General features: G+C 70.5%; 22 protein-coding genes and 1 tRNA gene. 11 read left to right on the top strand and 12 right to left on the bottom strand.

The features are described from left to right. Positions 1-40: 40 nt before the first annotated feature. Positions 41-1327: a replication-associated recombination protein A gene (locus K7W41_RS04490; protein WP_318010890.1), complete on the bottom strand. Its 1287-nt coding sequence runs from the start codon at positions 1325-1327 to the stop codon at positions 41-43. A gap of 94 nt (positions 1328-1421) precedes the next feature. Here K7W41_RS04490 and K7W41_RS04485 point away from each other — a divergent pair, with 94 nt between their 5' ends. Continuing rightward, on the top strand, positions 1422-1697 hold the full coding sequence (locus tag K7W41_RS04485; protein WP_224605153.1) for a hypothetical protein: 276 nt from the start codon (positions 1422-1424) through the stop codon (positions 1695-1697). A gap of 205 nt (positions 1698-1902) precedes the next feature. Here K7W41_RS04485 and K7W41_RS04480 read toward each other — a convergent pair whose 3' ends face one another. Continuing rightward, positions 1903-2361, bottom strand: coding sequence for an NUDIX domain-containing protein (locus K7W41_RS04480; protein WP_224605150.1), 459 nt, complete (start codon positions 2359-2361; stop codon positions 1903-1905). 266 nt (positions 2362-2627) lie between these two features. Here K7W41_RS04480 and K7W41_RS04475 point away from each other — a divergent pair, with 266 nt between their 5' ends. Then, positions 2628-3263: a helix-turn-helix domain-containing protein gene (locus K7W41_RS04475; protein WP_224605148.1), complete on the top strand. Its 636-nt coding sequence runs from the start codon at positions 2628-2630 to the stop codon at positions 3261-3263. A 78-nt stretch (positions 3264-3341) separates the two neighbouring features. After that, on the top strand, positions 3342-4436 hold the full coding sequence (locus K7W41_RS04470) for a GNAT family N-acetyltransferase (protein WP_224605145.1): 1095 nt from the start codon (positions 3342-3344) through the stop codon (positions 4434-4436). 161 nt (positions 4437-4597) lie between these two features. Here the strand turns inward: K7W41_RS04470 and K7W41_RS04465 are convergent, their stop codons facing one another. Next, positions 4598-5692 carry an App1 family protein gene (locus tag K7W41_RS04465; protein WP_224605143.1) on the bottom strand — a complete coding sequence of 365 codons (1095 nt, stop codon included), beginning with the start codon at positions 5690-5692 and terminating at the stop codon, positions 4598-4600. Between the two features lie 76 nt (positions 5693-5768). After that, on the bottom strand, positions 5769-6584 hold the full coding sequence (locus K7W41_RS04460) for an SDR family NAD(P)-dependent oxidoreductase (RefSeq protein ID WP_224605142.1): 816 nt from the start codon (positions 6582-6584) through the stop codon (positions 5769-5771). 262 nt (positions 6585-6846) lie between these two features. Between K7W41_RS04460 and K7W41_RS04455 the strand changes: the two genes are divergently transcribed. Further along, a complete protein-coding gene (locus K7W41_RS04455; RefSeq protein WP_224605141.1) occupies positions 6847-8043 on the top strand; it encodes a S8 family serine peptidase in 1197 nt (398 codons plus the stop codon). Between the two features lie 369 nt (positions 8044-8412). Here the strand turns inward: K7W41_RS04455 and K7W41_RS04450 are convergent, their stop codons facing one another. Further along, the gene (locus K7W41_RS04450; protein WP_224605140.1) at positions 8413-8985 is read right to left on the bottom strand and encodes a DinB family protein; all 573 of its coding nucleotides are present in this window, start codon (positions 8983-8985) and stop codon (positions 8413-8415) included. Then, a complete protein-coding gene (locus K7W41_RS04445) occupies positions 8982-9995 on the bottom strand; it encodes a tRNA dihydrouridine synthase (protein ID WP_224605139.1) in 1014 nt (337 codons plus the stop codon). The genes K7W41_RS04450 and K7W41_RS04445 overlap by 4 nt, the downstream gene beginning before the upstream one ends. 163 nt (positions 9996-10158) lie before the next feature. Between K7W41_RS04445 and K7W41_RS04440 the strand changes: the two genes are divergently transcribed. Together K7W41_RS04440 and argB are read left to right on the top strand one after the other, a co-directional pair. Then, positions 10159-10668, top strand: a complete 510-nt coding sequence (locus K7W41_RS04440; RefSeq protein ID WP_224605138.1) for a GNAT family N-acetyltransferase — start codon at positions 10159-10161, stop codon at positions 10666-10668. A gap of 43 nt (positions 10669-10711) precedes the next feature. Continuing rightward, positions 10712-11461 (top strand): acetylglutamate kinase, encoded by a 750-nt coding sequence (gene argB, locus K7W41_RS04435; RefSeq protein WP_224605137.1) that lies wholly within the window; start codon positions 10712-10714, stop codon positions 11459-11461. A 70-nt stretch (positions 11462-11531) separates the two neighbouring features. On the opposite strand, the gene K7W41_RS04430 is transcribed toward argB, so the two are convergent. The 5 genes from K7W41_RS04430 to purE all read right to left on the bottom strand — a co-directional run bounded on the left by K7W41_RS04430 (position 11532) and on the right by purE (position 15725). Then, positions 11532-12110, bottom strand: coding sequence for a GNAT family N-acetyltransferase (locus K7W41_RS04430; protein WP_224605135.1), 579 nt, complete (start codon positions 12108-12110; stop codon positions 11532-11534). Between the two features lie 105 nt (positions 12111-12215). Further along, on the bottom strand, positions 12216-12545 hold the full coding sequence (locus tag K7W41_RS04425; protein WP_224605134.1) for a hypothetical protein: 330 nt from the start codon (positions 12543-12545) through the stop codon (positions 12216-12218). A 268-nt stretch (positions 12546-12813) separates the two neighbouring features. Then, positions 12814-13977 (bottom strand): VanW family protein, encoded by a 1164-nt coding sequence (locus K7W41_RS04420; RefSeq protein ID WP_224605131.1) that lies wholly within the window; start codon positions 13975-13977, stop codon positions 12814-12816. A 129-nt stretch (positions 13978-14106) separates the two neighbouring features. Continuing rightward, the gene (gene purK / locus K7W41_RS04415; protein ID WP_224605128.1) at positions 14107-15231 is read right to left on the bottom strand and encodes a 5-(carboxyamino)imidazole ribonucleotide synthase; all 1125 of its coding nucleotides are present in this window, start codon (positions 15229-15231) and stop codon (positions 14107-14109) included. Further along, entirely contained in the window at positions 15228-15725 is a 498-nt protein-coding gene (purE, locus tag K7W41_RS04410) for a 5-(carboxyamino)imidazole ribonucleotide mutase (protein WP_396115111.1), read from the bottom strand. The genes purK and purE overlap by 4 nt, the downstream gene beginning before the upstream one ends. Positions 15726-15848: 123 nt before the next feature. Here purE and K7W41_RS04405 point away from each other — a divergent pair, with 123 nt between their 5' ends. Both K7W41_RS04405 and K7W41_RS04400 read left to right on the top strand, forming a co-directional pair. After that, a complete protein-coding gene (locus tag K7W41_RS04405; RefSeq protein WP_224605123.1) occupies positions 15849-17039 on the top strand; it encodes a glutamate ligase domain-containing protein in 1191 nt (396 codons plus the stop codon). Positions 17040-17076: 37 nt separating this feature from the next. Next, positions 17077-17152 (top strand) — tRNA-Lys (locus K7W41_RS04400). 152 nt (positions 17153-17304) lie between these two features. On the opposite strand, the gene K7W41_RS04395 is transcribed toward K7W41_RS04400, so the two are convergent. Further along, entirely contained in the window at positions 17305-17751 is a 447-nt protein-coding gene (locus tag K7W41_RS04395) for a hypothetical protein (protein WP_224605120.1), read from the bottom strand. A gap of 598 nt (positions 17752-18349) precedes the next feature. Between K7W41_RS04395 and K7W41_RS04390 the strand changes: the two genes are divergently transcribed. From K7W41_RS04390 to K7W41_RS04380, 3 genes are read left to right on the top strand one after another with little or no spacing between them, the layout of a single operon-like run. After that, positions 18350-18742 carry a nuclear transport factor 2 family protein gene (locus K7W41_RS04390; protein WP_224605117.1) on the top strand — a complete coding sequence of 131 codons (393 nt, stop codon included), beginning with the start codon at positions 18350-18352 and terminating at the stop codon, positions 18740-18742. A gap of 32 nt (positions 18743-18774) precedes the next feature. Further along, positions 18775-19485 carry a 23S rRNA (guanosine(2251)-2'-O)-methyltransferase RlmB gene (rlmB, locus tag K7W41_RS04385; RefSeq protein ID WP_224605115.1) on the top strand — a complete coding sequence of 237 codons (711 nt, stop codon included), beginning with the start codon at positions 18775-18777 and terminating at the stop codon, positions 19483-19485. Then, positions 19482-20402, top strand: coding sequence for an aldose 1-epimerase (locus K7W41_RS04380; protein WP_224605113.1), 921 nt, complete (start codon positions 19482-19484; stop codon positions 20400-20402). The genes rlmB and K7W41_RS04380 overlap by 4 nt, the downstream gene beginning before the upstream one ends. Positions 20403-20467 lie beyond the last annotated feature (65 nt).

The raw sequence follows: 20467 nt of genomic DNA, 5'->3' as shown, positions 1-20467 counted from the left end.
ATGTCCTGTCTGTCAGGGCTTAGCCGTCAGAGCTTGGCCCTCAGCCCCCGCCGCCCTCCCCTTCCCCGTGGGCGTCTTTGAGCTTGCGCCAGCGCTCCGCCACGCGCGCTTCCCAGCCCTCGCCGGTGGGGGCGTACAGGTCCAGTTGCACGCCGTCTGGCACGTAAGACTGGGCAAACGAACCTTCCGGGTCGTCGAAGTAGTAGGCGTAGGCCTGCCCGTAGCCCTGCTGGCGCATCAGGGCGGTGGGGGCGTTGCGCAGGTGCAGGGGCACGGGCAGGCTTTCGCCCTCGCGCACGGCCTTCAGGGCCTCGCCCCAGGCCACATACACGCTGTTGCTCTTGGGCGCCAGGGCGAGATACACCACCGCCTGCGCCAGCGCCAGATCCCCTTCGGGGTGGCCCAGAAACTCGGCGGTGTCGTGGGCGGCCACCGCCAGCCGCAGGGCCTGGGGATCGGCCAGCCCAATGTCCTCGGCGGCCATGCGGATGATGCGCCGGGCAATGTAGCGGGGATCGGCGCCGCCCTCCACCATGCGGGCCAGCCAGTACAGGCTGGCGTCCACATGGCTGGCCCGCACGCTCTTGTGCAGCGCGGAAATCAGGTTGTAAAAATCCTCGCCGTTCTTGTCCATCTGCGGCAGGTGGCGCCCGAACGCCTCAGTGATGGCTTCTGGGGTCACCGGATTGGCCAGGGTGGCGGCCACCTCCAGCGTGCTCAGGGCGCGCCGGGCGTCGCCCTCGGCAAGGCGGGCCAGAAGGTCCAGGGCCTCGGGCTGGGCCGTGACCCCACTCAGGCCCCGTTCGTCGATCAGGGCGCGCTCCAGCAGGCCGCGCACCTCCCCCTGGCTCAGGGCCTGCAGCACCAGGGTGCGGGCGCGCGAGCGCAGCGCCGGGTTCACCTCGAATGACGGGTTTTCGGTGGTGGCGCCGATCAGGGTCAGCAGCCCCGACTCCACATGCGGCAGCAGAGCGTCCTGCTGGGCCTTGTTGAAGCGGTGAATTTCATCCAGAAACAGCACGGTGCGCAGGCCCCGGGCGCGCTGGCGCTCGGCCTCGGCCACGGCGTCGCGCACGTCCTTAACCCCGGCACTCACCGCCGACAGGGCGATGAAATGCGCGCCCACCTCGCCCGCCAGCAGCCGCGCCAGGGTGGTTTTGCCCACGCCGGGCGGGCCCCACAGAATCAGGCTGCCCAGGCGCCCGCCCTGCAGCACGCGGGTCAGTGGCTTGCCGGGCCCCAGCAGGTGGGTCTGCCCCGCCACCTCGGCCACCGAGCGGGGGCGCAGGCGCTCGGCCAGGGGGGCAGGCGGATCAAACAGCGTCACAGGCGCCAGCATACGGGCCGGCCCGGCCCCCCGTGGACCGTGCTTTTCTTTAGGGAGCCGCCCCGGTGCCCCCAGACCGCGCCAGAATGCCGGCATGGACGAGACAACCCTGCGGCATCAGGTGGCGTTGACGGGCTTTGCGCCCGGGGTGCAGGTGCAGCAGGTGCCCGGCCCCGGGCTGGTGCTGCGCGCCACCGACGGCGCGGGGCGTGGCTTAGAGGTGCAACTGACCGACGAGGCCGCGCGCCTGTACGGCGAGGGCCCGGCGGTCTCGGTCACCCTGGACCGGCTGAAACAGGCCGCCGACGCGGGGCTGCCGGAGGCGCGGCCGGACGGCACGTTCGAGCGGCTGGTGTTCGTGGGGGACTGAAGGGCCATGGGCTCTGGGCCATGAGCCATGGGGAAAGACACTGAGAGGGCCATGGGCTATGGGCCGTGAGCCATGAGACACCTTGCCCCTTCCTGCGGTAGAGGACCTTCCATACGGGGAGCGGGGCAACCGGTCAAGACTTGCTGTTCCAGAGACCCACGCGTCTGGGCTTAGGGCTTAGGGCTCAAAGCCCATGGCTCATGGCTCATGGCTCGTGCCCCCTCTGCCCCCCCAGCCACGCGCGGGCATACTCGCCCGGCTGGCCGCGCAGGGCCGGCAGCGCGTCGGGGGCGAAAAAGGCCAACTCCACCCCTTCCACGCCGTCGGGGACGGGGGTGCCGTGCCACGCATCCACGCGGTAGATGGCGGTGTAAAAATGCGCCTGATCGCCATTGGGGACTGTCCGCAGCGGCGTGGTCAGCAGGTCCAGCAGGGTCGCGGCCTGCACGGTCAGGGCGGTTTCCTCCCAGACCTCGCGCTGCAGGGTGACCAGGGGCGGCTCGCCCAGATCGCACAGGCCGCCGGGCAGGGCCCACACGTCGCGGCCCGCCAGCCGTTGCAGCAGCAAGCGGCCCTGGGCATCCCGGATCAGGCCGCACGCGCCCATCAGGTTGACCGGACGGTGGCCGATCAGGGCGCGCAGGTCGGCGATGTAGTCAGGCATTGGGGCGCAGTGTAGCGGCGCCCGTGCCGTGGGCGGGCCGCAGGTGCCGGGCCATTGAAGGGCCTCGCCCCTCCCCCATGCCAACGTTTCAGAACAGCGCAGAAACGTTTCCATTCTCGGGGCGAGGCCCTTTTTTTGGTTCTCGCTCTGCGACGCCGCTGTTCCAGCCCGCTCGGTTGATCTCAAGATCAACAGCGAGCGACTGAGAAGGAGCCATTTCAAAGGGGTGGGTTTCTCTTGAAATCCACGCCGGGCACAATGCCCCCATGCCCGAACCCCAGGCCACCCCCCTCCAGATCACCACCCCCGCGCAGGCGGCGGCGCTGCTGGACTTCACGTATGGGGCCCGCCTTCTGGAACAGTTTCTGAGCCCCCGCACCGCCAGTCAGGCGGCCCGCGCACTGGGCGAACCCGCCAACCGCGTGGCCTACCATGTGGGCAAGCTGGCGCGCACGGGCCTGCTGCTCGCCGATGGTCGCCAGGGCAAGGGCACGCTGTACCGCGCCGCCGCCCAGACGTTTCAGGTGCCGCGCGACCTCGTGCGGATGGACGAACCCCTGACGCTGATTGAGCCGGTCATGCGCGAGATCACGGGCGCCTACGCCCGCGCGGTGCTGGGCTGGCAGACGCGGCAGGACCTGGGAGAGCCACACGGGGACACCCACCTGACCGTGAGCCTGGGGGTCACGGCCGCAGCGGGCGACCCCGCACCAGCGGGCCCCTACCCCCCGGCCATGCGCCTGCGGGCGGTTCAGCTCACCCCAGAGCGGTACCGGCAGGTGCAGGCGGCCCTGGATCAGCTGCTGAGCGAACTGGAGGATGGCCCTGCCCCCGCACCGGACCGCGCCCAGCCCACCACCTTCGTCCTGATGAGTTTTCCCGGCCATCTGCACGGGCCCTGAGAGCCGGGCCGACGCCCCCTTCCACGCCCCCACACCCCACATTCAGGCCAGCCGCCAAGGCCCGGCCCAGGAGCCCCTATGTCGCAGCCGACCCCCCTGCCCGTCCCCACCCACTCGCCCCGCCTGCCCGCTGGCCTTCGCCTGGAGCCCTACGACGCCCGCACCGCCCCGGACGCGCTGGTGGAGGCGCTGGCGGCCTTTGCCACCGCCCAGTTGCACGAGCGGCAGCCGGATGATCCGGCCATTCAGCCCGGCCAGCTGGCCGCGCAGCTGCGCCACCTGCCCCCATTCGTGGCCCTGCCGGCCTGGGCCGTGTGGGACGGCGGGCGCGTGGTGGCCGAGGCAAACATAGCCCTGGTGAACCTGGACCAGAACCGGCATCTGGCGCAGGTGAACCTGGGGGTGCTGGCCCCCTACCGCCGCCAGGGCCTGGGCCGCACCCTGCTGGCGCAGGTGACGGAAGCCGCCCACGAGGCTGAGCGCCGACTGCTGCTGCTGGGCAGCCACGCCCGGGTGCCCGCCGGCGAGGCGGCCCTGCGCCGCGCTGGGGCCACCCCGGGCCTGAGCGCGCAGGTGAACCAGCTGGCGCTGGCAGACCTGTCACACGAACAGCTGGCGCAGTGGGCCGCCCAGGGACAGGCGCGCGCCCAGGGCCACCGCCTGGACCTGTGGGAAGGCGAGGTGCCTGGGGCCGATCTCGCCGCCTTTGCCGAACTGACCCAGGTGATGAACGACCAGCCACTGGGCGACCTGGACATGGAGGACAGCGCCCTGAGCACCGAGCAGTTCCGCGAGGCGGAGGCGCATTTTCAGGCCTCGGGGCGCCAGCGCGTGCTGGTGGTGGCCCGGCGGCCGAACGACGGCGGCCTCGTGGGCTTTACCGAACTGACATGGCACCCCGCGCGGCCGACCCTGCTGGCCCAGGGCGCCACCGGGGTCCGCCCCGAGGCGCGGGGCCTGGGGCTGGGCCGCTGGCTGAAAGCCGCCGCCCTGCAGCGCGCCCTGGCCCGCAACCCGGAAGCCCGCTTTGTACGCACCGAAAACGCCGACAGCAACGCGGCCATGCGCCGGATCAACGAGGAAATGGGCTTCCGGCCCTACTCGACCACCACCCTCTGGCAACTGGAGGTGGCCCAGGCACAGGCGTATCTGGCCGGGGCGGCGGCGCGCTAGATGGGACGAGCGGGGCGGCCGGAAAGATGCTGGCCGTCCCGCTGCGCCTGGCACGTCTAGAGCCGCCGACCTAAAGATGGTTGGGTCTCGACCCTCTCCCCTCGTGGAACTCGAAGAGCTGCGTCGCAGCGAGGGGTGAGGGCGTTCTTTCGTCAACCGCTCTAGTTCTCGTAGGTGCGCGCCACGCTGGTCAGGACGCTGCGGTATTCGCCCGCCGTGATCAGGCCCATCGCCATGGCGTGGCTGGCGGCGTTCAGGCTGTCGGCGGCCAGCACGAGGTCCACCCCGGCCTTGCGCACCTCCTCGCGCAGTTTCAGCACGCCCTCGTCGCGGCTGGCCTCAGTCACGTCGCGGATGTACACGGCCAGCACGCGGTTGGGGTGGCGGTGCACCACCTCGGCGTAGATTTCGGGGTCCTTTTCGCCGCTGTCGCCCACCAGCACAAAGGGCAGTTCTGGAAAACGCTCGAAAATCCGCTCGATGACCGTGTGCTTGTGCCCGCCGTGCCCGCCTAGCAGGTCCATGCCCCAGTTGCGCAGGAACATGGGCCCCAGCGGAATGCGGCGGTAGTCCAGAAACTGCCACAGCAGATCGAACAGATTCCACGGGCTGCTGGACACGTAGAAGATGGGGTTGCGGGCCTCGCCGTCGCGGGTGAGCGCGCGGTACAGGGCGCCCACGCCGGGGAACGGCAGGCGGGTGCGGGCGTTGCCGGTGAGCACGGTGCTCAGCATGCGCGGCAGGCTGGTCACGTCCGACTTAAGGACGGTGTCGTCCAGGTCGCTGATCACGCCAAAGCGCGCCGCCGAGACCACCTGCACCCGGGCCACGGCGCTGACCTCGCGGCCCTCCATCTTCAGGCTCACCTGATGCCAGCCGCCCCCCAGCGGCGAACTGGGCGTGAAGTTCAGGGTGAAGTAGCCGTCGCTGTCGCTGACCGCGCCCACCGTCACGCCGTCCAGGGTGCCCAGCACCTTGACCCCGGCCACCTCGCGCGAGAGCAGGCGGCGCAGCATGTTGCGGGCGTTCTGCCAGCGGCGGTCACCCTTGCGGGCCGGGGCCAGGGTGCGCGGCAGCAGCACCCGCCCGGTCAGCTCTACATGCTGCGGGGTGCCCCAGCCCACGTAGGGCTGCAGAATCAGCTTGCCGCGCGCCCGGCGGGGCTGCACGTAGCCGCTAAAGGCCCGGTCCACGGTCAGCACCGCCCGTTCCAGCGACGGCTGAATGGTCTTGAAAGCGGTCTTGACCAGATTCACCCGCCCAGTCTAAGCGGCGCCTGCCCCCGGCCGCGTAAAGGCCACCTTGCGCCTTTGTTCAAACCGGGGCTGGGGCTCAGCGCCGCGCGGCGTCTGAAGCGCCGCTGTGGTCGTAACGGCGCCAGATCAGGCGCTGCACCACCCAGTCGCCCAGGGCCGGAAAGTGGCGCTCCAGCCACACCAGCGCGCGGTAGGGGGCAGGCACAACCGTTTCGGCACGCGGGCGCAGCAGCACGGCCGCCACAGCGCGCGCCACCACCTCGGGGCCCGGCATGGGCAGGCGGGCGCGGGCGGTCATCTCGCTTTTCACGAAGCCCGGCGCCACCAGGCTGACATGCACGCCGCTGCCCAGCAGTTCGCGCCGCAGGGCCAGCGAAAAGCCGCGCAGCCCGAACTTGCTGGCCGAATAGATGCCGTTGGTGGCCGCCAGCCCCGCCACCGAGCCGATGTTCACAATGTGGCCGCTGCCCTGGGCGCGCAGGGCGGGCAGCAGCAGGCGCGTGAGTTCAACCGGCGCTTCGAGGTTCACCCGCAACACCCGCAGGGGATCGGCGTCGTTCCACCACCAGCCGCGCTCCACGGTGACCCCGGCGTTGTTCACCAGCACGTCAATGCGGCCAAAGTGGGCCTGGGCGGCGGCCAGCAGCGCGCGGCGCGAGGCGTCGTCGGTGACATCGGTGGGCACGGCGATCACCCGCGCGCCGGACGGGTCCAGGCGGCGGGCCAGGGCGTGCAGCTCGCCCTCGCGGCGGGCGGCCAGCACCAGGGCGTAGCCCAGATCGGCCAGTTCCTCGGCGGTGGCCCGGCCAATGCCGCTGGACGCTCCGGTGAGCACCACCACAGGGCGCGCGGTGGGATGGGTGGGGAGGACGGGCCCCGCAGAAGCGTTCATAGGGGTGATGGTAGCCCCAATGCGGCTCCTAAAGGGGCGTCTCTGGCCTGCTTGAGACCGAAGGCGTACCCTTCCCTGCCGCCAGCGCCGCTGTTTCGCCGGTCCTTCACCCACAGCGGCGGCCCGTTCCGCCCCCAGGCCAGAATGCGGCCCCTCTCCCCCCCGCTGCCTTTGGCAGACACCGCCCAGGGTCGCTCCGCGCTTAAGAGGCGCTCTGGGTACCGCTCAGGTCGGCGTCAGATGGGGGCGGCACACTGCACGGATGACCCCCCGACTGCTTGCCTGCACGCTGCTGGGCGCGGCCCTGCTGGGTTCGGCCGCCCCCGCGCAGGACCTCACGCTGCCGGAACTCAGCCCGCTGCCAGCGGCCCCCCGGTCCAGCGCCCCGCTGGTGCCGCTGCCGTCCAGCACGGCCCCAACGACCCCCACCCCCAGCGCCTCGGCCGCCAGCGCCATCACGCCCAGCGATCCCCTGTACGCGCGGCAGTGGAACCTCAGCGCGGTCCGGCTGCCGCAGGCCTGGGCGCTGCTGCCCGGCGCCGGCAATGGCCCCCGGGGCGCCCCGGTGACCGTGGCCGTGCTGGACACCGGCTACGTGCCCAGCCCCGAACTGGGCGCGCGGGCCATCAATGGCTACGACTTCGTGAGCAGCCCGGCCCGCGCGGGGGACGGCACTGGCCGCGACCCGGATGCCCACGCGGTGGGCGAGTTCGCCTACCACGGCGAGATCATCGCCAACCTGATCGGCGCGGCGCACGACGGGCGGGGCATGGCGGGCATCAACCCGCAGGCGCGGGTGGTCCATGTGCGGGTGGCGGCGGTGGACGGCACCATTGAGGTTCCGGATCTGGTGGACGGCCTGAAGTGGGCCGCTGGCCTGAGCGTCCCGGGCGTACCCGCCAACCCCAACCCAGCGCGAATTCTGAACCTCAGCCTGTACGCCGACTTTATTCCTCTGACGGGCTGCGACGCGCGGGTGCAGGCGGCAGTAGACGCCGTGACGGCCAAGGGCGCACTGGTCATTGCCGGCGCGGCCAACGACGGCCGGGACGCGGGCGGCTATTCCCCGGCCGGCTGCCGCAACGTGCTGACCGTGACCAGCGTGAACGCCGCCGGACAGCGTCCGGGCTACGCCAACTGGGGCCGCGCGGTGGCCCTGGCGGCCCCAGGGGGCGACCCCACGCAGGGCATTGTGGCCAGCAGCGCTGCGGGCCCAGGCGGCGAGCGCAGCCCCAACGGCACCAGCTTCGCCGCCCCCCACGCCGCCGGGGTGGCCAGCCTGCTGCTGGGCGTGCGCCCTGGCCTGAGCCCGGCCCTGCTGCGCTCGTACCTGAGCCGCAGCGCCGCGCCCTTCCCCGGGGGCCGCTGCGACCCCCAGCCCGAGCACAGTTGCGGCGCCGGCCTGCTGAATGCCGAAGGGGCCTTGAAACTCGCCCTGGCCTCCAGCCTGGGGAAGTGAGGGCGGGGGCTGCCGCAGGGGTCCAGAGGCGCAGGCGGGGAAGCTCTCTCGCCCTTGACCTGCGCCCAGAATCCCCTCGGACTGCTGGTTTCTCCACGAGCAGGGCTGCGGGAACAAGCTTGGGTCAGAGGCTGGCCCTGCTGCCCCCCTCCTTCTGCGAAGCCCTTCGAGTCCCACCCTGCCCCACAAGCAAGATCAGCGCTCTCACCGAACCACCCAGGTCAGTACCTCGATGCTGTGCGCATGAGGGCCCTCCTGATCTCTCTGCCAGGAAACGAGCCCGCTGCTTCGTGACAACGGGACCACCCGCCGCCCACAACAAAGCCGCGCCCCACTTCCGGGGCGCGGCGCTCATATCTTCTGGCAAACCTACAGATCGTCGTCCAGATCGCCGGCGTCCAGGCCCTGGTCGGGGGCGCCGGCCTGGGCGGGGGTGCTCTGCGGGCGCACGAAGCGCATGTAGTCCAGCCAGGGCGGCGTGTGGCCCAGCTGGCGGATCATCAGGGCAATCTGGGCGGTGTGGCGGACCTCGTGGGTCATCACGTTCCACAGCAGCTGGTCCAGGGTCACGGTGTCGCTGGCGGGGTCGTCCTGCACCAGCTTCACGCTGCGGTCCAGGTCCGGGCCACTGTCCAGCAGGGCCTGGGTGCGCCGGGTCACTTCCCGGCTGTACTCCAGAATCCAGTTCAGGTCGTACTGCTGCGCGCGCGGCTGCACCCAGTCGTGGGGGTACTGCGCCTGCACGCCGTCGCCCAGGGCAATGCCGTGCACCCAGTGGTCTTCCACATCGGTCACGTGCAGCAGCAGGTCCTTGATGCAGTGAAACCGGTCGCCGGTCTCAATGAGGTTCCGGTCCAGGTCCGCTGCCGGCAGGGCGCGCAGGAAGTTCCACAGCTGCTCCCGCGCAGCCGTCAGGTAGGCGTAGTACTCGCGCACGTTCATGAATGACCCACAGCATACCCCGCCGCGCCGCCCCCCGGCGCCACTTGCCTGCCTTGCGGGTCTTCCAGCAGCGGGCGCAGGGCCAACCTGACGTCCTGCACAGTCACCACGCTCACCAGGGCGTCACGCAACTCGGGGAAATCCGGCAGGTAGGCGGGCAGCACCTTGCGCAGCGGGCGCAGGGTCAGGCGCCCGGTGGGGTCGGCGTAGAACTGTTCCTGCAGCTCGGCGTGGCGCAGGGCGGTGCGGGCGCGCTGGACAGGCCCTGGGCGCTCGTCTTGGCCGGTGGCCAGTGCGCGGAAGATCCATGGGTTGCCCACCGCACCCCGGCCGATCATCACGGCGGCCACCCCCGTGCGCGCGCGCTGCCGGGCCATGGTCGGGGTGGTCACGTCGCCGCTGCCCACCACCGGCACCTTCACGCCCGCCGCCACGCGCGCAATGGCGTCCCAGTCGGCCTCGCCGGTATAACGCTGGGCACTGGTGCGGCCATGCACCGTGATCAGGGCCGCGCCCGCCGCTTCCAGGCCCTGGGCCACCTCCAGGCTGCGGTCATGGTCCCAGCCGAGGCGAATCTTGGCGCTCACGTCCAGCGCGGTCGCGCTCTTCATGGCGCGCACCAGTTCGTAGGCCACCTCGGGGGTCTGCAGCAGGCAGGCCCCGCCCCGCCCCCGGATCTTGGGCACCGGGCAGCCCATGTTCAGGTCCAGGGCCGCCGGGGCAAACCAGCGCTCGGCGCGGGCCACGGCCTCGGCCAGCACCTCACTGTCGGCGCCGAACAGCTGCACCACGCGCCCCTGCTCGCCGGGGTAGGGGCGGCCCAGGTTCAGTTTCTCGCTGTCGCCCCCCGAGACCAGCCCACGCGCGCTGATCATCTCGCTGACCGTCCACAGCGCGCCCTGCTCGGCGGCCAGCTGGCGCATGGGGGCGTCGCTGTAACCCGCCATGGGGGCCAGCACGGCGCCGGGGCGCGCGAGCTGACGGGCGTAAAAGTTCGGGGCGGCGATCATCTGTGCAGGGTAGCGCACCCGCCCCCCCTGTTCGGTGAAGTCGGCCTTGGGGCTCGGCTGTGACGGAATTCACCGCGTCCGGCTGCCGGGGGCGTATGCTCGGCTCAGTCCGGCCACCACTCAGCCGCTCTTTACCCGTCCCAGCCGGACCCGGGGAGGCCCTTTGAACGTTACGCCGCTGGCGCTGCACCACGCGCCGCTGCTCCACCAGCTGTACGCCGCGTCACCGGGATATTTCGAGCTCCTCAGCACGCGCCTGCCCACCCTCAGTGAAGTGCAGCGGGACGTGGAGGTGGCCCTGTTAGACCCCCGCCGCAGCCTGGAACTGCTGCTTGACGAGAGTGGCGAGGTCATTGGCAGCCTCGACTGCAAACGCGATTTCCCCGAAGTCGGCGACCTGACCATCAACCTGCTGCTGATCCGCGAGGACCGTCAGTCGCAGGGCTGGGGCCGCCGCGCGGTGCGTCACCTTGAAGGCCGGGTACCGCCGGGCACCACGCGCATCCTGGCGAGCGTGCTGGGCGACAACCCACGTGGCGCCCGCTTCTGGGAACGCCTGGGCTTTACGTTTACCCTGGACGCCCGCCCGGTAATGACGTGGTACGCCCGCCCGGTGGGCACCCGCCCCCCCACGCCCGCAGCGGCGGCCCCGCTGCGCGCCAGCCACGATTAGCCCTAAAGACTGCCCCACCCCGTTCTCGCCTACACTCCAAAGGGTGATCGTCAAGTACGGCGGCAATGCCATGAAAAGTCTGGAGCTGCGCCGGGCCGTGGCCGGGGAAATCGCGGCCCTGCGCGCAGAACACGCGGTGGTGGTGGTCCACGGCGGCGGCCCGGTGATTGAGCAGGAGTTGAGTGCGCGCGGCGTGCCCAGCGAGTTCCGGGGCGGCCTGCGCGTGACCTCGCCCCAGGCCATGCAGGTGGTGGAACTGGCGCTGTGCGGCCTGAACAAGCAGCTGAGCCAGGACGTGGGCCGCGCCGTGGGCCTGATGGGCCGCGATGACCGCCTGCTGCAGGCCGAACTGCTGGACCCCGAACTAGGCCGCGTGGGCCGCGTGACCGGCGTGAACGCCACGCTGCTGCGCACCCTGCTGGGCGCTGGCCTGACCCCGGTGGTGGGCTGCGTGGCGGTGGACGAGGCCGGCGAACCCCTGAACGTGAACGCCGATACGGCGGCCGGCGCGGTGGCAGGCGCCCTGGGCGACGGCATCGTGTTCCTGACCGATGTGGAGGGCGTGTACCGCGCCTACCCCGACCCCCAGAGCCTCGCCCCCCACCTGACCCGCGCCGAGGCCGAGGCCGGCATTGAGGCCGGATGGATCGCCGGCGGCATGATCCCCAAGGTGCGCGCGGCGCTGGACGCCCTGGACCGGGGCGCGCCCTTTGCCGTCATCGCCAGCGGGATGCGGGCCGGCGTCCTGGCGCAGGCCGCGCGCGGAGCGGCGGGGACGAGGCTGACGCCGTAGATGGTGAATGGTTGAAGGGTGATGGTGAAGGGCACAGAGCCGTGCGCTCCTCTTCTTTTTCCATCAACTTTCAACCCTCAACCATCACCGCGCCTCCCAGCCGGCTGAACACCAGCGTGTCCCGCCGCTGCGCCGGGTCGTCGGCGCGCACGTCGTCATTCACGAAGCGGGCGTCCAGGGTGTAGCCCAGGGCCTGGGGGATGCGGGCGCTGCGGGTGTTGTCGGGGTCGCAGCGGATTTCCAGGCGGCCAAAGCCCAGCGGGCCCAGGGCCAGTTCGGTCAGGGCCTGCGCGACCTCCCGGGCATAGCCCTGGCCGGTGTGCGCCGTGGCGATCCAGTAGCCGATTTCGCCCTTGGGCACGCGCCAGTCCAGGGCGTGGTAGCCGCTGCTGCCCAGCAGTTCGGTGCCCTGGGCGTTCCAGACGTGGTAGCGCAGGTTCTCGCGCGTCTCGAAGCGCTCGGCGGCGGCGTGCAGGTTCGCCTGGGCGCCTTCCAGGGTCAGGGGCGCCTGGGCCCAGTGCATCCAGCGGCGCAGTTCGGGCAGCGAGGCGTTGACGGCCGCCACCAGCGCCGGGGCGTCGGCCACCGCCGGGCGGCGCAGCCACAGGCGGGGGGTGCGGAGGTCACCGGGCACAGGCGGCAGGGTCATCTGCGCGGCAGTGTAGAGAAAAAGGGGCGGGCCACGCGCAGGCAACCCGGCCACGGCCCTGGTGTGGGCCACCCCGCAGCCGGGGCTGTTCGACCTGAGGCTGCCCTAGAAGTGTGTGCGGAACACGGCGGGGCGCGGGACGTGACGGCCTTTGCCGGCCTTCTTCGCCAGGTCCAGGTCCACCAGGCGCAGCAGCTGCCAGCGCTTCAGGCCGGGGTGGCTGCGCTGCTTGCTCAGGACGTGGCGTTCCAGGGCCGCGCGGTTGCCGTGCAGGGCGGCCAGCACGCGGGCTTCCCAGAACACGTCCTGGGCACTGTCACGGCGGGCGTGGCCCTGGGGAATGGCCGAGTAACGGGACTGGCCCCGGGTCACGCCGCTCAGCAGCAGCGCGACTCCACCCAGAGCCATCAGAAGCAGCAGGATTGTCAGGAGCACGCCCGCAGTGTACCGGGAAGCGGCCGTGGCGGGCGACGAAGTTTTGCACGACATCAGGCGGCTGTCATAACGGGAACCACATGACCTGAAGGGTTCACCTTCAGGTCATGTGGGGCGAGCGGAGCGAGTACCCGTGACAGACAGCGGTCGGAGTGGAGTTGAGGGGGGTGCTTTTCTCCCCTTAACGGAACGGAGTACCGCTGTCAGAAGGTGCCCCGAGCACGAAGGCGGACCGCCTGACCCAGCGCCGCCCGCCCCAGAGAGACACTTACCGCTTCAGGCGCTTGTCCTTGGGGTTCACGCCGTACACCGCGCCCCAGGGCTCGTACACGCTTTTCAGGGTGTCTTTGCTCACCACTTTGCCCTTCACCTTGATGGTGCGGGTAATCACGCTGGTCATGCCCTGCGCCGGGGTGTCCAGCAGGCGGCGCCCGCCCAGGGCCACGCTCTTGTCGGCGGTGTAGCTGGGCTTGGCCGGCGCCTTGAAGTTGGTGATCACGGGCTTGCTGATGCTCACCTGCCGCCCGGTGTTGGCGCCAAAGACATCAAAGCGCAGGGTATCGGCGGCCTTGTTCCAACTGGCCTGAATAAACAGGTGCGCGCCGGTGTCGTTTTTCATGCGCAGGTTCTTGGCCGGGGCGTACACGGTGGCCTCAAAGCCCACAGGGTCGTAGTACTTCACGCGGTGGCTGTGCTCGTGGCGCTCCACGATGGGCAGCCCGGCCTGGTACAGCGCGCGGAAGATGGTGGTGCTCACCTGACAGATGCCGCCGCCGTCTTCCTTGGTGAGGGTGCCGCCGCTGATGACAAAGCCCTTCACGAAGCCGGTGCTGGCGTCAATCTGGCCCACTTCCTCGTTGAAGTTGAATTCGTGGCCCGGGGCAATAAAGAAGTTGTCGAGCTTGCTGGCGCCCACCAGAATGTTCTTCTCGCGGAAACTGGGGCTGCCCGCGTAGCTGCTGCTGCCCGTGGCCACATGCCACAGCACGCCGCGCCCGGCCAGGACCTTCACGCTGCGCGCGGGCTCAATGCGCTTAAAGGCCACCTGCGCGGTGCCCTTGCCCGAACGGATGGCCCGCAGCAGGTTGGCCTTGGTGGCGTCGCGGTCAAAGACCCAGCCGGTCTGGCCCTGGGCCACCCAGCTGCCGCCCACGTTGCGGAACACGGCGGGCTTGGGCTTGCGGGCGTTCAGGGTCTTTTCGATCTTGTTCAGAATGGGCGTGAAGGTGCTGCTGACCTTGTTGTATTTCTTGCTGGCCTTTACGCCAGCGGCCGGCAGCGCCCACGACTTGACGATGGCCTGCTGGCGAACCTCGCCCTTGCGGATCGAGGCCTCGGTGGTCTGGAACACCAGTTTGAAGGTCTGGGCCTGCGCGCCGCCCGCCAGGGCCAGCGTGAGCAGAGGAAGAAGCATACGCGCAGAGCGGATCATGCCTTTCAGGCTAGGGGGCGCGTGCCCCGCGCCCGTGAGGCGGACTTTGACTGCCGCTTAGCCCGCCTTCCCGGAAGGTTGAGGTTTCTGGGGCGGTCAGCCCCCCTTCAGGCTGATGGGCTGCGGTGGTCAGGGAATCAGGGCTTCAAGCTGCACCAGACGTTCTTGCAAGGTCGCTTCGTCGGGCGCCACCAGATTCACGTGGCCCAGCTTGCGCCCGGCCCGCCACGCCTTGTGGTACAGATGCACCCGCGTGCCGGCCAGGGCGTCAATGGCGGCCCAGTCGGGGTGCAGCGGCTGGCCGTCCGGGCCCGCCACACCCACCACGTTCACCATGGCGCAGGGCAGCAGCGGCGCCCAGTCGCGCAGCGGCAGGCCCAGCACCGCGCGCACCTGGGCTTCAAACTGGCTGACCCCGCCGCCGTCCTGGGTGAGGTGGCCGCTGTTGTGTACGCGCGGGGCCACCTCGTTTACCAGCAACTCGCCGCCCGCCAGCTGGAAGAATTCCAGGGTCAGCAGGCCTTCCAGGCCCCAGCCCTCGGCCACGGCGCGGGCCAGTTCGCGGGCCCTGGCCTCGGTGGCGGGCGGAGCGGCCGGTGGGAAAACGCTGGTGCGCAGGATGCCGTGGCGGTGCACGTTCTCCACCAGCGGCCCTAAAGCCACCTCCCCGGTTGCCGTCCGCGCCACCGCCAGACTGAGTTCGCGCTCAAAGGCTACGAGGCCCTCCAGCACGCAGGGCACGCGGCCCAGTTCGGCCCAGGCGGCGCGCAGGTCGGCATCGGAACTCACCCGCACCTGCCCCTTGCCGTCGTAGCCCAGTTCGCTGGTTTTCAGCAGGCCCTGCCCGCCCACCTGGGCCAGGGCGCCGGGCAGGTCGCTTTCCTGTTCCAGCACCACAAAAGGCGCGGTGCCCACGCCGGCCGCGCGCAGGGCTTCCTTTTCGTGGGCGCGGTGCTTGCTGCGCGCCAGGACCCCGGGCCCCGGGCGTACCGGCACGCGGCCTTCCAGCGCGGCCAGGGCCGGCAGGGGCACATTTTCAAATTCCAGGGTGACGGCGTCGCACGCCGCCAGCCGCTCCAGGCCAGCCGGGTCGGTGTAGGGCGCCTGCAGGTGCTCGGCGCACAACCGCGCCGGGGCCGCCGGGTCGGGCTCCAGCACCGTGACCCGCACGCCCAGCGGCAGCGCGGCCAGGGCCAGCATCTGCGCCAGCTGGCCGCCGCCCAGGATGCCCAGGGTAGGGGCTGGGGCGCTCATGCCTCGCCCGCCTGGGGGTGGCCGTCGAAGAAGGGGTCGTCCAGTACGGCCCGGGTCTGGGCAGCGCGGAAGGCGTCCAGGCGGGCGCGCACAGCCTCGTCGGTGGTGGCCAGCAGGGCGGCGGCAAACAGGGCGGCGTTCTTTGCGCCCGCTGCGCCAATCGCAAAGGTGGCCACCGGCACGCCGGCGGGCATCTGCACGATGCTCAGCAGGCTGTCTTGACCACTTAAGGCACGCGACTGCACCGGCACGCCCAGCACCGGCACCCGCGTAAAGGCCGCCAGCATGCCCGGCAGGTGCGCCGCGCCCCCCGCCCCGGCGATGATGCAGGCGAGGTTCAGCCGCTCGGCCCGCGCGCCGTAGCTGGGCAGCAGCGCGGGCGTGCGGTGGGCGGACAGGACCCGCACCTCGTAGGGCACCCCCAGGTCACGCAGCACGGTCAGGGCGCCTTCCATCGTCTCGAAATCGCTGCGGCTGCCCATCACCACGCCCACACGCGGCGTTCCTTCTCCGGCAAGATCGGTCACGGGCTGCATCGTACCTGCCGGGGCGGGGGGCGCTGCCGGCTGGGCTGGACGGGCTGGCCCTGGCCCCGCCCCTTGCTTTACCGTGCGCGCATGGCCGCCCCGCCCCCTGCCCCCGGTTCCGACTGGCCCGATTACCCCTGGCTGTATGCCCGCACCCGCGCGGGCCGCGCCCGGGGCCCGGACGGCGCGCGGGCGCTGCTGTCGGCCCTGGGCCACCCGGAGCGCGCGTTTGCCAGCATCCGCGTGGTGGGTACCAACGGCAAGGGCAGCACCTGCGCCATGCTGGAGGCCGGGTTGCGGGCAGCGGGCGTGCGCACCGGCCGCTTTACCAGCCCGCACCTGCACGCCTACGAGGAACGCATTCGGGTGGACGGCGCGGATCTGGACCCGGCGCGCACCGCCGCCTTTATCGCCTGGGCCAAGGCGCACGCCCCCGACGGGGCTTTTTTCGACCTGACCCTGGCCCTGGCCTGCCAGGTATTTGCCGAGGAGAGGGTGGAGGTGGCGGTGATGGAAGCCGGCGTGGGCGGCCAGAGCGACGCCACCCAGGCCCTGAGCCGGGTGGCGGCGGTGGCCCTGACCAATGTGGGCCTGGACCATACGGCGGTGCTGGGCGAGACGGTGGCCGCGATTGCCCGTGACAAGGCAGGCGCCGCCCAGCCCGGCGTGCCCCTGCTGACCACCGCCACGGGCGAGGCCCTGACCGTGGTCGCCGAGGTGGCCCAGACGGTCGGCGCCCCACTGCTGACCCCGCACAGCCACCCTGAACTGTTTGCCCTGCCGCGCCCACCCACGCTGGCCGGCGCCCACCAGACGCAGAACGCTGCGCTGGCCGCCGCCACCTTGCGCACCCTGGGCTATGCCAGGGGCGTGGACGCCGCCCTGAACGCGGTCCACCCCGCGCGCCTGGAACGCGTTGAGCACAGCGGCAAAACGGTCCTGGTGGACGGCGCCCACAACCCCCACGCCACCCACGCCCTGGCCCTGGCCGTGCCCCACGCCGACGTGCTGCTGTTCGGCGGGCTGGCCCGCAAGGACACGGCCGCCACCCTGGCCCCGCTGCTGGCGGTGGCGCCCACTCGGGTCTTTACGGCCCCCGGCGACCTCGCCACGCCCCCGGCCGAATTGGCGGCTATGTTCGGCGGCGAGGCCGTGCCCGACCCCGCGCAGGCCCTGACGCGCGCCCTGTCACTGACGCCACCGGGCGGCACGCTGCTGGTAGCCGGCAGCCTCTATCTGGCCGGGGCGGTGCGGGCCCAGTTGGCGACCAGACCGGCTTGACAGTCTGGACAACGGCCCGTATACTTCCCTCCGCTCTGGGTCGTTAGCTCAATTGGCAGAGCAGCTGACTCTTAATCAGCGGGTTGTAGGTTCGATTCCTACACGACCCACCAGACAGAAACGGTGCTTCAGGCGCCGTTTTTTCTTTTGCGCTCAGCCTTTGTGCGCTGACGTTGCTCAGCACTTCATCTGTGGGGCCCCTCACACAGACCAAGGGGAAGCAAGGCCGAACTTCACGGCGGCGCCTCGAAGTTCTAAACATGGATTACGGTTTACCTGTGTCTGGCCGCCGAAGCTGCAGCGCGCCCCGGCCCAGTGCCAGCGCACATGGCAGGGCCAGGGCAACGATCACCAATGCTGTCCAAAAGACCGAGTCTCCCTCGCGTATGCTCAGCGCCGCGTACACCAGGCCAAGCAACGTCATGGCGATGCATAGCCCGCAAAACAGCCATAAAGAGGCAATCCCCAGCCACCAAAAGACGGTTTCCACGATCCTGTCGCTGAGTTTCTTCCAGATCAGAAGGGCGGCCAGGAGCAGACCTGCGGCGAAAACCCCTTGCCTGGCACTCCCCTGTTGTATGGCGCCCATTAAAGAGGTCATGCCAAGACCTAAACACCCTCCGGCGAGCGTAGCCTTCATGCCCACGTACCCACCGGTCTGCCCATTTCCACTTTCAGGTGCAACCCTGGCCTTGCGAGGCTGGCGGCTCATAGGGTTGAGCCCTTTCGACCCCTGCCTCCGCCACCGTGAAGGGGGCAGGGCACGCTCTGGCAAGTCTTGTCCAGTGTGCCAGCAAGGTCAGCCCGACGCCCGCGCCTTTCGGCTGGTCGGGCTTGCACGTTCGCCCGCACCTGATCAGTCATGCCGGCATCTTGACACTTTCTGCACCTGCGCAACCGCGCACATTCACCATCGAACGCTGCCCACGTTCCTTGCGCCGCCAGCAACGCTGCACCCACTAAGTTTCCGCGTGGACGAGGGGATGTGCCTTACGCAGCCAGCTGCCGCATAAACGTGACCTCCTGCGTGGCGCCAACGAACCGCGCAGGGCTGGAGCTTTGTACCCGCTGCCTGAAGAGGCCCAGGGGCCTGGCCGCCAGCTGCACCAAATTCTTGGCCTTTGCCTCTGGCGAAACGGAGTCTGTCCCTTGCAAAGCCGCCCACCACTCGTTCACGCCTGGTCCATCTCTTCAACCTCTACGCCGCCCACACCTCCACTTGGCAGTTCCGCGCTCTTTCCCTTCATTCCTTCTTCAGCCCGTAGCCGCGCCTACGCTTTGCGGGCGGGGCGGGTGGTGTGCTGGGGCCCATGACGTACGCCCCGGATGGCAGCACCACCCAACGCTTTATGGCCGCGCTTCAGACCGCCGAGAACACCCGGCAGCTGGACGACCTGCTGGCCCTGCACGCCCCAGAGGTCACGCTGCGCAACCTCAGCGCGCACAGCTGGCAGGGCCTGGACGGCGCGCGCGAGTTCTGGCAGACCTACCTCGACAACTTCGCGCAGGTGCACAGCGAATTCTCCCGCAGCCACGAAGAAGGCGGCCTGGGCGTGATGGAGTGGGAAACCACAGGCCAGCTGGCCGGCGGACGCGACGTGGCCTACCGGGGCGTGAGCCTCATTGAGGTGCAAGGCGGCCGGGTGACGGCCTTCCGCACCTACTACGACAGCGCGGCGTTCGTGGCCCCGGCAGCGGAATAGCCCAGGCCCCCGCGCCGGGTACACTGCCTGACATGTTGCTGTACGGGCGGAATCCGGTGCTAGAGGCACTTCGCGAAGGGCGCGTGAGTGAGGTCCTGGTCGCGCGGGGCGTGGAAGAGGCGCTGGTGGCGCAGCTCAAGGCCACGGGGGTCCGGCTGCGCTTCGCGCCGCGCATAGAACTGGACCAGCTGGCGGGCACCACCGCCCACCAGGGCCTGCTGGCCGAAGTCGAGGACCTGGCGTGGGGCAGCGTGGACGACATTCTGGACCTGGCCGAGCAGCGCGGCGAGGACCTGCTGATCGTGCTGCTGGACGGCATCACCGACCCGCGCAACTTTGGCGCGATTATCCGCAGCGCCGAGGTGCTGGGCGCGCACGGCGTGGTGGTGGAAGAGCGCCGCAGCGCGCCGCTGTCGCCGGTGGTGGCCAAGACCGCCGCCGGAGCCACCAGTTACCTGCCCGTGGCCCAGACGAAGAACCTGCCCCGCCTCATCGAAGCCCTGAAAAAAGAGGGGGTGTGGGTCTACGGCGCAGCCGGCGAAGCCGCCCAGGACGTGCGCCAGCTGGATTTCAGCGGCAAGGTGGCCCTGGTCATCGGGGCTGAGGGCGAAGGCATGCGCCGCTTGGTGCGCGAGAAATGCGACGCCCTGGTGAGCATTCCGGTGCGCGGGCGGGTGCAGAGCCTGAACGCCTCGGTGGCGGCCGGCATTCTGCTGTTTGAAATCACCCGGGGCCGCGCGTGACCCCAGGCCACGGCCCGGTGCACACCCTGCGCAGCGAGCACTTGACCCTGGAGGTGCTGCCGGGCCTGGGCGCCAGCGTGCTGAACCTGCGCGCGGCGGCCGGGGTGCCTGTGCTGCGCCCGGTGGACCTGGGCACGGTGCAGACCAGCAGCCAGTGCGCCAGCTTTCTGCTGTTGCCCTACAGCAACCGTATCCGCGACGCCCGCTTTTCCTTCGGGGGCCAGGAGGTGCAGCTGCGCCCCACCACCAAAAATGGGCTGGCCCAGCACGGCGACGTGCGCAACCGCCCCTGGCAGGTGGCTGAAGCCAGCGCCTCTCACCTGCGCGCCACCTTTGACAGCCGCGACTTTGCCGACGTGAACTGGCCCTGGGCCTTTACCGCCGCCGTGGACTACCGCCTGCACGGCCCGCACCTCGACACCACCGTCAGCCTCGTGAATGCCGACACCCAGCCCATGCCGGCCGGACTGGGCCTGCACCCGTATTTTGCGCGGCAGGCGGGCGCCGGGGGCGTAGACCCCACGCTGGAGGTGGACGCCGAACTGCTCTACGACACCGATGAACGCCAGTTGCCGCTGGGCGCCGCGCGGCCGGTCACCCCGGCCGAGGACTTCCGGCGCCCCGTGCCCGTGGGCGAGCGCCAGATTGACGCCACCTACACCGCCTGGAACGGCGTGGCGCGGCTGGACTGGGGCCGCCGGGCCCTGACCATCACCGCCGACAACGTGTATTCGCACCTCGTGGTGTTCACGGCGCCGGACGGCAGCCTGGCCTTAGAGCCGGTCTCACACGCCACCGACGCTGTCAATCTGGCCCCGCGCGGCGTGGACGGCACCGACCTGCGCGTGCTGAGCCCGGGGCAGACCCTGGCCGGCACCGTGCGTTTCACGCTGGAGGGCGACTGGTCGGGTGAGTAGAGGGTGGTCCCGCAAGGTGGGGAAAGGGTTGGCGCTCGCCAGAAGGGCTGCACTCTGAAGAGAGT

It is taken from the genome of Deinococcus multiflagellatus (assembly GCF_020166415.1).
In the GTDB taxonomy this organism is placed as follows: domain Bacteria; phylum Deinococcota; class Deinococci; order Deinococcales; family Deinococcaceae; genus Deinococcus; species Deinococcus multiflagellatus.
The sequence above is the reverse complement of the archived record's forward strand: the minus strand, read 5'-3'. Positions and strand labels throughout refer to the sequence as shown.